The sequence below is a fragment of the Moorena sp. SIO4G3 genome (assembly GCF_010692305.1).
Classification (GTDB): Bacteria; Cyanobacteriota; Cyanobacteriia; order Cyanobacteriales; family Coleofasciculaceae; genus Moorena; species Moorena producens_A.
This window is the reverse complement of record NZ_JAAHIG010000264.1, coordinates 1-12,751: the sequence shown is the minus strand read 5'-3', so window position 1 is coordinate 12,751 and position 12,751 is coordinate 1. Positions and strand designations below refer to the sequence as shown.

The window sequence follows — 12,751 nt, the reverse complement described above, 5'->3', positions numbered from 1 at the left end:
AGAGAGAGGGAGAGAGAGAGGAGGAGGAGGAGGAGAAGAAGAAGAAGAAGAAGAAGAAGAAGAAGAAGAAGAAGAAGAAGAAGAAGAAGAAGAAGAAGAAGGAATCATAATAGCAGATATATGAAAGAATAAGAAATAATTCTAGAACAAGACGAGAGGGAAGAGACGGGGGAAGCCGAACAGATTGAACGAGTAAGGGGAGATATCTCCAAACTAATTGATGATCAAAGGAAACTAGAGGCAAAAGAACACATTCATGTGGTGTGGTATTGCCTTAATCATGAAACAGCTCGATTGGATCCGATTGAGGAAGAATGGCTAAAGAGCCTCCAACAAAAAGATGTACCAGTTATCTTAGTTCTGACTCAAACCTTAACGAAAAAACGTAGTGAGTTTATTGCTTTCCTAGATGGTAAGAATCTACCGGTTAGTCAGATTATTCCAGTGCTAGCACAATCAAAACCTATCGATGATGATTATACGGTGACAGCTCATGGTTTAGAGCGTTTAGTAGAAGTGACGGCAAATTTACTGCCAGAAGCCCAGCGCAAAGCATTTCTGAGAGAACAGATTAGAAATATTGAACTAAAAGCAGGTGAAGCGTTTAAATATGTTACGGGTTATGTTACTGGTTCAGCATTGGTTGGTGCCTCACCAATTCCGTTTTCTGATGCGCCAATCTTGGTAACGATGCAAACGGTAATGATTGCTAACATCACCAGCATTTTTGGATTAACGGTTGAAAGAGCCTTTCTGGGCATGGTGATATCTGCTCTTGGGGGTACAGGAGGAATGACTGCAGTGGGTAAAGTAATTGTCGCCAATTTACTCAAAATGATTCCCGGTGCAGGCACTGTTCTTGGTGGAGCAATATCAGGCTCAACGGCAGCAGCACTAACCCTGGCTCTTGGTCTATCTTATATTGAAGCACTTAAGATATATGTTAAAGCTCAGATTGATGGTAAAGAAATACCCCTTTCTGAGCTGGCGAAAATTATCATTGAACAATATAAATACTATGCAGGAACAGGTAAAAAAAGCTTGAGGGATAAGGAATTACCCCCTTCAGATTAGGAAAGATGGGGAGTGTGGGAGATGGGGAGATGGGGAGTTTATTATAGTTTTTGCCTAATTGCTAGTAACTATAGCGGTTATCCTATTAATTAGCTACACAGATTTTTTACCTATTCCCTGTGGGTGCATCTCATTTCTGCTGTTTGACCCGGTGGTGCGTTACGGGACTGGCTCTCCCAACACTGGCGACCGTTAAAATCAGGGCAAGCCAGTCCCTAACGCACCCTACGCCTATCTCCCTATCTCCCCATCTCCCCACACCTCCCACACCTCCCACACTTCCCTCTCTTTCTCCCTACTCCCTACTCCCTACTCCCTATTCCCTACTCCCTATTCCCTACTCCCATCATTTAAATATCATAGAGATTACTCACCATTAGTTTACTGTTTTGATCGTTGATAAATCGTTGGATAAATTCGGGGATTTCTTTATTGTGATTAGGATAGACAGTGGATTGCCAACAATAGGATAATTGACCAATTTGGAATAACCGAAATGCTAAATCTAGATCTGCTCCTTCGGGAATTCTAATGGTTTCTTTAAATCCACCAATTTGTTGAAGTGCTTTTTTCCAAATCAGGGCATTGGCTGTAATTAATGATTCTGGTCTACTGATCTGGCACTCTTCAATCATGGTCAAGGGAATGAATCTTTCTTGACCGTCATAAAATTTTGATAATAAATCATTGCCCCAGGCTTTAACATTCCCTGCATAGCCTATTGACCCATTTATGCTATTAAGATATCCTTCGATAAATGATTCAGATGGAAGACAGTGGCTATCGGTAAATAATATCCAATCTCCTTTGGCATAGTTGATGCCTACATTTCTGGCAGAAGCCACATCATTTTTTGAGCATTTCAGTAATCTGATCGAAATATTATTACCTTGGAAGTGTTGATCGATAGTAATTGGTCGCCTGGAGTTATTATCAACAATAATTATTTCTTTTGGATAGATGTGGGGATTCTGGTTGTTAAAAAACTCAGTTAAAAATAAATCCAGTCCTTCTTGATTATTCCTGACGGGAATAACGATTGATATATCAGATGCTTGAATGTTTAAGGGTACAGTAAAATCGGAGTAATTCTGTGGCGTTGCATGAAGTTTGTTGATGAAAGTCATAGAATTACCTCAATTGTCTGGATTAGAGTTCTGCCAACTGACTAGTGCAGGGGGGCAGAAATAACAAACCCGCCTCCTACAGTGGAAATCCTTGATATTAAAGAATTTATGACTTCTGAGTTGAGACTTCAGACTTCCGGGTAGCTGCACTATAACTCCTATACACAATCTTGGCTATTCCACCAGGACATTTTTGGGGAGATAGGGAGATGGGGAGATGGGGAGATAGGGAGATGGGGAGATGGGGAGATAGGGAGATAGGGAACAGGGAACAGGGAATAGGGAATAGGCAATAGGCAATAGGCAAGAGGCAAGAGGCAAGAGGGAAAAAATCCTGTGTACCTCATTACTATGAGAACGGGAGCAGGTCTTGCGTTGCTGAAACATTAGAACTAGGTGGCATGAGCGCAAGCAATTACCCATTAGGGGGCTATAGATAATGTAAAAATATTATGCATAAGTGAGATGCTGCCCCTATTACCTATTACCTTCCCCTCCTGGGAGGGGTTAGGGGTGGGTTCCTATTACCTTCCCCTCCTGGGAGGGGTTAGGGGTGGGTTCCTATTACCCAAATAAGCGTACAAATGTTCTGCATAAGTGACATGCTCCCTATGAGAACTGCTATAGATAGAATCACGTAATCTTTTAACGATAGGGATTCGTCTAGGAATTGTAATAATTTTTGATGCCATATTCCCTACTCCCTACTCCCTATTCCCTACTCCCTACTCCCTACTCCCTACTCCCTACTCCCTACTCCCTACTCCCTGTTCCCTGTTCCCTGTTCCCTGCTCCCTTTGCTATAATCCTATATCCTACTATAAGACACACATATTGTAACGTTGACAAGAGTTGATTGATAAAACCGGGTTTATTTGGAATAAAAGCTTTAGGAGTTAAGTCAATGGAATATAGCTGACTGACGAGTTTGTTGCCTTTTCCATATCTGATGAATCTTTTAATAAATCCGATAATGCCGTCAGTGAAATCATGATAGACAATTGATTGCCAACTATAGGATAAGTTGCCAATTTCTAATAACCTAAACCCTAAATCTATATCTTCACCGGCAGCGATTTTAATAATTTCGTTAAACCCACCGATTTTTTCAAGGGCTTTTTTCCACACTAAGGCATTGGCTGTAATTAAATATTCCGGTCTGATCATCTGGCCATCTTCAATAACTTTTAAGGGAACAAGTATTTCTTGATTTTCATAATAGTTTGACAATACATCATTGCTCCAGGCTTTAACATTACCTGCATATCCGATGGAGCCATTCATGGCATTAAGATAGCCTGTGATTAAGGATTCTGAAGGAATACAGTCACTATCGGTAAATAAAATCCAATCTCCTTTAGCAGAATTTATTCCCATATTTCTGGCAGATGCCGGTCCAAGTTTTGAGCATTTTATCACTCTTATTGAAAGGGGAGCAACTTGAAACTGTTTAGGGATAGTAATCTCTGGCTTTGATTGATTATCAACGATAATGATTTCTTGTGGATAGCTTTCTAGGTTCTGGGTTTTGAAAAATTCTGACAAAAATAATTCAATTCCTTTCTGATTATTCCTGACGGGTATAACTATCGATATATCAGAGGGTTTAATGGTTACTGGTGCAATTAAATGAGCTTGCTTTTGTGGCTTAAACCCCAATTTACTGATTAAGGTCATAGGATTGGCTGAATTTTATCCTTCAGAGGTTTTAGACCCCTATACAGAATCTCTGGTATTCCATCAGGACATTTTTGGGGAGAGTGGGGAGATGGGGAGATGGGGAGATGGGGAGATGGGGAGATGGGGAGATGGGGGAGATTTTGATTAAGGGTAATTATCCAGAGATAATTTCAGTTTAGAAGTTAGAAGTTAGAAGTTAGAAGTTAGAAGTTAGAAGTTAGAAGTTAGAAGTTAGAAGTTAGAAGTTAGAAGTTAGAAGTTAGAAGTTAGAAGTTAGAAGTTAGAAGTTAGAAGTTAGAAGTTAGAATTATACATTCTGACAGACAACCTTCAACCTTCAAGTAACTAACCTTCAAGTAACTAACCTTGGCCAAAGGCCACGCTACGCGAACAACCTTCAACTAACCAACCTTGGCCAAAGGCCACGCTACGCGAACAACCTTCAACTAACCAACCTTAAACCTTCAACTAACTAACCTTCAACCTGCTAACCTTAAACCTGCTAACCTTAAACCTGCTAACCTTAAACCTGCTAACCTCCAAAAAAAATAGCCGCAGAAATACTATCTACGGCTAGGAATTTACCTTATGTCATTCAGTTTTCCAACCTATCCAAACGTGAGTGATCTTACACGACTCGACCGGATGGTTTGGCCGGGGGAAAACCCCCCAGCAATTTAACGTGTTAACGGAGTCTGAAGTACTTGGTGCTAATTGTTATTAATTCTCCCGGAACATCCGTCGGCTGCAGAGGAGTCCACTCGGATATTTCGGCGTAGCCCAGTGCATACAGGGTATGCATGGTATTAGTTATTGCCTTGCGGGAGCCTTTTAAAATGTGCTGAACACGGATTTTTTTGTTGGAATAATCGTCTGGATTGTTCTCTGGATTTGTTGGAAATTGTGATGGCATAAGGTTTACCTTTTGCTTTTTGTGTATAGCTATAATAGTAATGATTATAATTTAAGTTGTCAAGGGTTTTTAGGTAATGTAAAAAAATGCGATCGCATTTTTTTAGCGACCGCAAGCTATCAGTTATCAGTTATCAGCTATCAGCTATCAGCTATCAGCTTTTTACAGTGGTTTGCAATTGGGTGATGTACAAATTGTTGGGTTTTAGGGAACAGGGAACAGGGAACAGGGAACAGTGGTCAAGAGATCCAAGTAGTTTTTACTATTATGATAAATCAACATTAGTTTTCATCATCTATTTATAAATGCTATAAATATATCATTTATCTGTCCCATGAGATCCAAAATGATCCCCCTAAATCCCCCTTAATAAGGGGGACTTTGAGGTTCATCGCAGTACCTCATAAATGAAATAAACGCTATATATTATCGACTCCCAACTCCCGATTCCCGATTCCCGACTCCCGATTCCCTACTCCCTACTCCCTACTCCCTATTCCCTACTCCCTACTCCCTACTCCCTATTCTTGATAAACCCTACAAATATCAGCGCCCATTTTCTTAACTTTATCGACTAATTTTTGAGGTTGGACTACTTTAACTTGGCCGCCAAAACCGATAATCCAGCGTAAAAAATCGACATCCTCTAATGCCCACTTTGGTAATATTACTTGAAAGCGATTGGGAAAATTGGGGTCTTTGGTTTTAGAAAGTGAAAACAAGGATTTAGAGAAGCTGATATTTGAGTTTCCAGTTAAGGCTGGAGACATTTTAATGTGTTGGAAGCGCTTGGTTCCTTCACTTACAAATCGGAACATATCGTCATTAAACCAAAGTTCAACGGTGATCTGAACTGCTAACTGTTCTGATTTATTGCTACTGAGAAATTGCTGCTGTTGGCTAGCACTATTACCAAGAAATAATCCGGCACTTGCTTGGTGGAGTTTTTGGAGCTTCTCCAAGGATTGCCATTGTTCTTTCATATCGCGGGTTTGGCCAAGAGCACGACCGATAAAGAGTCGGTCTAATCGTCCAAACCGGAATAGTTTATCCTGGTTACCGCCGTGGTGCTGAAATGCTAAATACCAGGCGTGATTGTAAAATACTATTTGCAGGGGCCAAGCTTGAAAAAATCCGTCGTGATCTCCAGCAAATCGGCCACCGCCTTTAATTCGATTTAATTCTAATAATTCCCCTTGGGCGATCGCATTTTCGAGTTTGTCTAGATGATTGAGCAAGGCTGAAGCGTGCAGGGAGTCGGTATCTACGATACAGCGATTGCGAATTGCTCGCACTGGATAGGTGGAAGGGGGGTCTAATTTTGAGTGGGTCATCCGTTGCTGGAACATCTCATAGGTAGAGAGTGCCATGGGATCGTCTAAACTTTTGGCTTGTGATTGCAGCACTGCAAAAACTTTACCCAGTTCCTGCCTAGAGAATATGCCGGTGCCTGCAAAATAGCCTTGCTTGAGGGGAAAGTTGGGTAATAGTTTATAGGGTTTGAGGATTTTTTCGATATCTTTGCGCAGGGTATCGATGCCATTGCCAATGATTACACCATCTTCTTGGAGGGCATTTGTCAAGGTTTTGAGGCTACTATTTCCGGATTTTGGCAAAAAAGGATGATGCAAGATAAACCGAATTGTCTTGATCAGCCGCTGAAAGGGTTCTAGATCGGAATAAGCATGGGTGAGTAGATGGGGATTGTTGACAATGGGCAGGATTAGCTCAGAATGGCGTTGCTGAATTGAAGTATGAATGCGCGATCGTCTGGTTTTGGTCAAGCCCCCTAAATCCCCCAACTTTGGGGGACTTTGAAAGTTTTGTTCCCCCCAAAATTGGGGGGCTAGGGGGGCGGAATCATACCCAGAATCAGCAACGCCCTCAGAATTTTGATGATTGCTGTTAATTAGCCCATTGTCCTGTAGCCACTGCAAATCTGTTGCGATGGCATTCCGGTCACCATAGATTTCTCCGTTGAGTTTGGCCATCAAAGCGCACACTTCTTGGAGGGGAGTGGCAAAATCGGGCACTGTTCCCAAAACCCGTTCGATCTCAGTTGGGTCAGTGCTGTGCAACGTGCCAATGTTGGGATAACGAATAATTAAAGCGATCAGATGCAACAAACGGTCAAAATCTAAGAGCGACGAGTAGGGATGGAGGGTGATTTGACTATGATGGGTGCGGTTAGTGCGATTGGTGAGAGTGCGAGGAAGATTTTTGATTTTCTTCTGGATTTTGGAGATATCGAAGCCATCAACAGTTAGTTTGACTTGGTTGACAGCGGCAAATCCCTCGGCAGTCAGGGGTGGGAAGTTTTGCAGGGATTTGAACATACTTTCAATGACGTAATCTGGCACCTGGCGGGAGCGTTTGCGGTTCCACTCTAGGCAGGTTTCTAGGGGAGTACAGAGGTGCCACGCCATCCACAGTAAGGGCTGGGAATTTAGTTCTATGGTTAGCTGATTTAGTAATGCCATGCGCCAGGGTCGCTTGGCATTGGTGGCGTCATAAATAATTGGTTGCTTAGAGGCGATACCTTGACTTATTTGAGATAGAACTTCTGCTTCAATTTCTAACCAGTTGCCCTGAATACTCTCGTGGCCGTAGAGCATTTCCCTGATGTGGTCGGTGGAGATAATCCGGTAATTTCCTAAGTTGGCAATTTCTTTAGCAAGGGTAGATTTACCGCTGCCGGGGGGACCGATCAGGAAGTGGCAGATTAGGGGAGTGTGGGGAGTGTGGGGAGTGTGGGGAGTGTGGGAGGTGTGGGGAGTGTGGGGAGTGTGGGGAGTGTGGGGAGTGTGGGGAGAGGAGAAGTTGGTGTTTTTAAGAGGATTTTTGCTCATTTTTATGGTATTTACTGCTCTGTTGACAAGAACAATAGACAGATATCAGCTATTTTGATAAAGGTTGATAGTAAGCATTCAGCTATCAGCCGTCAGACACAGATTAGTTACCTTGGTAAAGGTTGATAGCGGTTTTCCTTTGTTCCCTGTTCCCTGTTCCCTGTTCCCTATATAGCAGTCCTAAATGATTCGTGAAATATATTGGCCAAAGCAAACGCTATAACCCTTGTCCAGCAACGATTACAGATTTTGCTAATTTTACAAATGATTTAGGATTGCTATAGCTGAAACACTTCTAGGGTTTATCCTATTAAAAGGTTGCTCTAAGTGTCTATAATAGTAGTGCGAATGAGGAATTAGTCTCATGTTCAGGATAATTCCCCCCATCTCCCCATCTCCCCATCTCCCCATCTCCCCATCTCCCCACACTCCCCACCCTCCCTACACTCCCGACATTCCTGGCGAGGAGAGGTTGGTATGGAAGGTTACTGATTAGTCGATGATGGATGAATGCTAGGCGGGATGGGGATTTGAGGGGATGGCTGAGATAAAATGGTCTCGCAGTAGACAGGGTAAGGGTTTGAGGGATTTTGATGTTGACAAGGGGGCAAGTTGAGGGGGAAAATGATTAGGTTCTCGCAATTGTACCTGGGAAACTTTGGTATACAAGGTTTTGGAGGGTCGGAGTTACAATCTCCGTTAAGGAGATGAATTAATGGAAACTATTAGATAATATTTCCATATCAGTTCCATAACCGTTACAATCTCCGTTAAGGAGATGAATTAATGGAAACCCTGTTCTAAACACTTCTCAAGATTTTTATATGCGAGTTACAATCTCCGTTAAGGAGATGAATTAATGGAAACTAGATCCACCGCCACCACCAAATCCAGATGCTCCAGCGAGTTACAATCTCCGTTAAGGAGATGAATTAATGGAAACGTTTGAGGAGTTAGTTTTGCTGGCTTTTTTACGGGTTACAATCTCCGTTAAGGAGATGAATTAATGGAAACTGCCAGTCGAACGTCAAATGTCCCTTCTGTGACCGTTACAATCTCCGTTAAGGAGATGAATTAATGGAAACGATCAGCCATTGAAGAGTTACTCCCCAAACAAGAGTTACAATCTCCGTTAAGGAGATGAATTAATGGAAACTCAGACCAATACCGCAAATCATCAGCTATCTCAGGTTACAATCTCCGTTAAGGAGATGAATTAATGGAAACAGCAAGCTCTGGGAATAGACATTATTCTCATAAGTTGTTACAATCTCCGTTAAGGAGATGAATTAATGGAAACTCGTCTTCTGAGTAAAAGAAGTTATTTTGACCGGCTGCAAGTTACAATCTCCGTTAAGGAGATGAATTAATGGAAACTACTTCTCAGCAGCTACGGCAGATCCTGGGGTCGCACCGTTACAATCTCCGTTAAGGAGATGAATTAATGGAAACCTAAAGAATAGAAATTATTAAACACTAATTCCAAGTGTTACAATCTCCGTTAAGGAGATGAATTAATGGAAACCAGCTGAATTTGTACAGTATTGTAATCACCATTCAGATGTTACAATCTCCGTTAAGGAGATGAATTAATGGAAACTTCCATAACCCATTCAGTCTTTGAGCGCATAGTAGCGTTACAATCTCCGTTAAGGAGATGAATTAATGGAAACGTAATAACCATCAGCGCCAATATCTCGACGCTTTACATGTTACAATCTCCGTTAAGGAGATGAATTAATGGAAACAGAACAGTAACAGATGGGTCAAAAGATTGAGGCCATCAACGGGCATGGTTACAATCTCCGTTAAGGAGATGAATTAATGGAAACAGAACAGTAACCGCGCAAAGAGATCAGACAATCAAGTTACAATCTCCGTTAAGGAGATGAATTAATGGAAACGGTGGAGACTACTTAGATGGGGGCGGTGGCCGTGAGTTACAATCTCCGTTAAGGAGATGAATTAATGGAAACAGTGTTGGATATCTTTGAAGAATTTTTCGTCGAAGTTACAATCTCCGTTAAGGAGATGAATTAATGGAAACTTCATCGTCATCTTCTTCGGTCAGGATTACTTGGGTGTTACAATCTCCGTTAAGGAGATGAATTAATGGAAACTTGAAGCTTTGGCTGAGCTAGTCTTAAAGCTATTTGTTACAATCTCCGTTAAGGAGATGAATTAATGGAAACTTGTCTTTAATGGAATTCCAATGCCCTAATGGGTAATAGAAAGTTACAATCTCCGTTAAGGAGATGAATTAATGGAAACAAATTAAAATTTGGACTAAAGACATTACAGCCACGCAAGTTACAATCTCCGTTAAGGAGATGAATTAATGGAAACGTTTGTAAACATAGTCTTCGCCGTTAACGCAAATCGTTACAATCTCCGTTAAGGAGATGAATTAATGGAAACCAGTGCTCCGTATACCTGCTCGTTGTACCCTACCATGTTACAATCTCCGTTAAGGAGATGAATTAATGGAAACGGGAAACCAGATACAGTGGCATATCAGGAAGCGATTGAGTTACAATCTCCGTTAAGGAGATGAATTAATGGAAACCTAGTGCGTCTTAATAAAGTCTCACGCACTAGTGTGTTACAATCTCCGTTAAGGAGATGAATTAATGGAAACCTGCAAAAGTCTTCGGTCAAGCTTAGACTTAAGCGTTACAATCTCCGTTAAGGAGATGAATTAATGGAAACGATAGCTTTTAGTGTCAGGGTCGAAATGAGAGTAACGTTACAATCTCCGTTAAGGAGATGAATTAATGGAAACAAACAGACATCGACAAAGTTATTGACGCTTCTGATCTGTTACAATCTCCGTTAAGGAGATGAATTAATGGAAACGCGATAACCGTGAGTACCAATTCACTACATTCACCGTAAGTTACAATCTCCGTTAAGGAGATGAATTAATGGAAACGTGGTGAGACAACAGAACAGGTGAAGCTCACCATTAGTTACAATCTCCGTTAAGGAGATGAATTAATGGAAACTGCTGGGGTCTTTTGCTACCTGGTGCCATAATCTATTCCCGTTACAATCTCCGTTAAGGAGATGAATTAATGGAAACCGTAATGGTAGCTACAAGATTTTGATTACGAGCTGTATTGTTACAATCTCCGTTAAGGAGATGAATTAATGGAAACAGCCAGGCTAGTGGGGATCCAACGGCTGTACCCAGTTACAATCTCCGTTAAGGAGATGAATTAATGGAAACGGGGTTGTCAGTAAGCGATCGCTCATCCACTGACGGTTACAATCTCCGTTAAGGAGATGAATTAATGGAAACATCAATTTCTCGTGACCCCATGGGAGAAAACTAGTGGGTTACAATCTCCGTTAAGGAGATGAATTAATGGAAACCTAAGAAATTTGATTTAACTGATACATCTTCATCTAGCGTTACAATCTCCGTTAAGGAGATGAATTAATGGAAACGTTCTTCTAGTGTTTTTCGTGCGGCGTAGTCTACTCCATTGTTACAATCTCCGTTAAGGAGATGAATTAATGGAAACCTGCGATCGCTGGAGGAGTTAATTTTTCAAACATTGGTTACAATCTCCGTTAAGGAGATGAATTAATGGAAACTGCGGACAGGGTTTGTTTGGGAAAGGTAGCAGTTTGTTACAATCTCCGTTAAGGAGATGAATTAATGTAAACTTTAATCCCATAACAAAAGTGGCGGCATTAATAGCGTTACAATCTCCGTTAAGGAGATGAATTAATGGAAACAATTGAGTCGCATCTTGTCCTGGCTGTCCATCTAAGTTACAATCTCCGTTAAGGAGAAGAATTAATGGAAACTTTGAAAACTCCATTCCCCACCTCTCGGAAGCCGACCATGTTACAATCTCCGTTAAGGAGAAGAATTAATGGAAACCTCCAAGACCCTAGTGGTAAGGTCGGAACTCATCCCAAGTTACAATCTCCGTTAAGGAGAAGAATTAATGGAAACAAAGAAGAAATCGTCATAGGAATCTAGGATGACTCGGTGTTACAATCTCCGTTAAGGAGAAGAATTAATGGAAACTCATTGCAAGAACTTGAGCGCGTCCACGAAGCCCAGTTACAATCTCCGTTAAGGAGAAGAATTAATGGAAACTTTGAGGATACCAATGACAAAGTAACGCTCTCTTGTTACAATCTCCGTTAAGGAGAAGAATTAATGGAAACGCTCTTCTTTCCAAGAGACGAACGTAACTGGCCAGTTACAATCTCCGTTAAGGAGAAGAATTAATGGAAACGAACGATAATGAGTACTGGGATGACTTAGCGACACATGAACGTTACAATCTCCGTTAAGGAGAAGAATTAATGGAAACGACCATCATAACCCAGCTCGGAGTCTCTTAACTAATGTTACAATCTCCGTTAAGGAGAAGAATTAATGGAAACTGCTACTGGAGTAGGGTTCGGATTGGGTAAGTCAGGTTACAATCTCCGTTAAGGAGAAGAATTAATGGAAACGCCCTCTAAGCCCCAGGCTGCAACCTGGTCGTACTGGGAGAGTTACAATCTCCGTTAAGGAGAAGAATTAATGGAAACCAAGCTATAGAAATCCACTAAATGATTGACAGCCTTTAAGTTACAATCTCCGTTAAGGAGAAGAATTAATGGAAACTAAAAGCATTAAAATTAAAAGTTGATTATTAATTGTGTTACAATCTCCGTTAAGGAGAAGAATTAATGGAAACTGGATTTGTCTGATGTGTTTGAAGACATTCTAACTCGTTACAATCTCCGTTAAGGAGAAGAATTAATGGAAACACTTGTCTCGTACCTTCCAAGAGTCTGGTAGTTGGTTACAATCTCCGTTAAGGAGATGAATTAATGGAAACAATGCTAGAGATGTGGTGTAACTCAATTATTAGTCTATAGAGTTACAATCTCCGTTAAGGAGATGAATTAATGGAAACCATCGTCCTTAGCCCTAACTCAATCTCTGATTCCTGGTTACAATCTCCGTTAAGGAGATGAATTAATGGAAACATGTAAAACGGGTTTAACTCGATAGCGCTAGCCCCAGTTACAATCTCCGTTAAGGAGATGAATTAATGGAAACTCAGGTAACCATTCAATGCAGCGTAACTGCTTTA

8 protein-coding genes and 1 CRISPR repeat array are annotated in these 12,751 nt (G+C 41.2%); of the genes, 3 read left to right on the top strand and 5 right to left on the bottom strand.

Translation table 11 applies throughout. The annotated features are described in order from the left end of the window. Nucleotides 1-294: 294 nt before the first annotated feature. The gene (locus tag F6J99_RS31970) at nt 295-1,074 is read left to right on the top strand and encodes a DUF697 domain-containing protein (RefSeq protein WP_293119029.1); all 780 of its coding nucleotides are present in this window, start codon (nt 295-297) and stop codon (nt 1,072-1,074) included. Between the two features lie 143 nt (nt 1,075-1,217). Beyond that, nucleotides 1,218-1,454 (top strand): hypothetical protein, encoded by a 237-nt coding sequence (locus tag F6J99_RS31965; RefSeq protein WP_293119027.1) that lies wholly within the window; start codon nt 1,218-1,220, stop codon nt 1,452-1,454. Here the strand turns inward: F6J99_RS31965 and F6J99_RS31960 are convergent. The 3 genes from F6J99_RS31960 to F6J99_RS31950 form a co-directional block, all read right to left on the bottom strand. Further along, the gene (locus F6J99_RS31960; RefSeq protein ID WP_293119025.1) at nt 1,425-2,201 is read right to left on the bottom strand and encodes a glycosyltransferase; all 777 of its coding nucleotides are present in this window, start codon (nt 2,199-2,201) and stop codon (nt 1,425-1,427) included. The genes F6J99_RS31965 and F6J99_RS31960 overlap by 30 nt on opposite strands. A 174-nt stretch (nt 2,202-2,375) precedes the next feature. After that, complete coding sequence (locus F6J99_RS31955; protein ID WP_293119023.1) at nt 2,376-2,588, bottom strand: hypothetical protein; 213 nt, start codon at nt 2,586-2,588, stop codon at nt 2,376-2,378. Nucleotides 2,589-2,954: 366 nt separating this feature from the next. Beyond that, the gene (locus tag F6J99_RS31950; protein WP_293119021.1) at nt 2,955-3,878 is read right to left on the bottom strand and encodes a glycosyltransferase; all 924 of its coding nucleotides are present in this window, start codon (nt 3,876-3,878) and stop codon (nt 2,955-2,957) included. Between the two features lie 4 nt (nt 3,879-3,882). Here F6J99_RS31950 and F6J99_RS31945 point away from each other — a divergent pair, with 4 nt between their 5' ends. Then, nucleotides 3,883-4,029 (top strand): hypothetical protein, encoded by a 147-nt coding sequence (locus tag F6J99_RS31945; RefSeq protein WP_293119019.1) that lies wholly within the window; start codon nt 3,883-3,885, stop codon nt 4,027-4,029. A gap of 537 nt (nt 4,030-4,566) precedes the next feature. On the opposite strand, the gene F6J99_RS31940 is transcribed toward F6J99_RS31945, so the two are convergent. Beyond that, nucleotides 4,567-4,794, bottom strand: coding sequence for a hypothetical protein (locus F6J99_RS31940; RefSeq protein WP_293119017.1), 228 nt, complete (start codon nt 4,792-4,794; stop codon nt 4,567-4,569). Nucleotides 4,795-5,315: 521 nt separating this feature from the next. Continuing rightward, complete coding sequence (locus F6J99_RS31935) at nt 5,316-7,643, bottom strand: WYL domain-containing protein (RefSeq protein ID WP_293119015.1); 2,328 nt, start codon at nt 7,641-7,643, stop codon at nt 5,316-5,318. Nucleotides 7,644-8,329: 686 nt separating this feature from the next. Next, a CRISPR array of direct repeats spans nt 8,330-12,717; the repeat unit is 37 nt; unit sequence GTTACAATCTCCGTTAAGGAGATGAATTAATGGAAAC. Nucleotides 12,718-12,751 lie beyond the last annotated feature (34 nt).

Coding starts and splice junctions, on each gene's coding strand:
- F6J99_RS31940 (WP_293119017.1), bottom strand. CDS start 4,794: ATGCCATCACAATTTCCAACAAATCCAGAGAACAATCCAGACGATTAT.
- F6J99_RS31935 (WP_293119015.1), bottom strand. CDS start 7,643: ATGAGCAAAAATCCTCTTAAAAACACCAACTTCTCCTCTCCCCACACT.
- F6J99_RS31960 (WP_293119025.1), bottom strand. CDS start 2,201: ATGACTTTCATCAACAAACTTCATGCAACGCCACAGAATTACTCCGAT.
- F6J99_RS31950 (WP_293119021.1), bottom strand. CDS start 3,878: ATGACCTTAATCAGTAAATTGGGGTTTAAGCCACAAAAGCAAGCTCAT.
- F6J99_RS31955 (WP_293119023.1), bottom strand. CDS start 2,588: ATGTTTCAGCAACGCAAGACCTGCTCCCGTTCTCATAGTAATGAGGTA.